The sequence below is a fragment of the Bartonella sp. AP58NXGY genome, assembly GCF_042195785.1.
Classification (GTDB): domain Bacteria; phylum Pseudomonadota; class Alphaproteobacteria; order Rhizobiales; family Rhizobiaceae; genus Bartonella.
Genome location: NZ_JBHIOY010000326.1, coordinates 340 through 635 on the forward strand (window position 1 = coordinate 340; position 296 = coordinate 635).

1 protein-coding gene is annotated in these 296 nt (G+C 45.3%); it reads left to right on the plus strand.

From position 1 onward, the window contains the following. Positions 1–26: 26 nt before the first annotated feature. Positions 27–296, plus strand: a 270-nt coding sequence (locus ACFINC_RS11205; protein ID WP_375617250.1) for a dTMP kinase, incomplete at its 3' end; no start/stop codon positions are given.

The window sequence follows — 296 nt, forward strand, 5'->3', positions numbered from 1 at the left end:
CGCGCTAATAAGGTTAAGGTTCATACGTGTCAGGTTATTTTATTACATTCGAAGGAGGGGACGGGGTAGGAAAAACAGTGCAGATTGCTTTACTTGCTGAATATCTCTCTCGCCAAGGTTATGATGTTGTTACAACACGAGAACCAGGAGGAACACCAGGGGCAGAGGCAATCCGGCATATTTTGTTGTCAGGGCAGACACAACAATATGGACCGTTGATTGAAGCAGTGTTGTTTACAGCGGCACGCACCGATCATGTTGCCGAAATTATTGCGCCTTCTTTGCAAAAAGGTAAA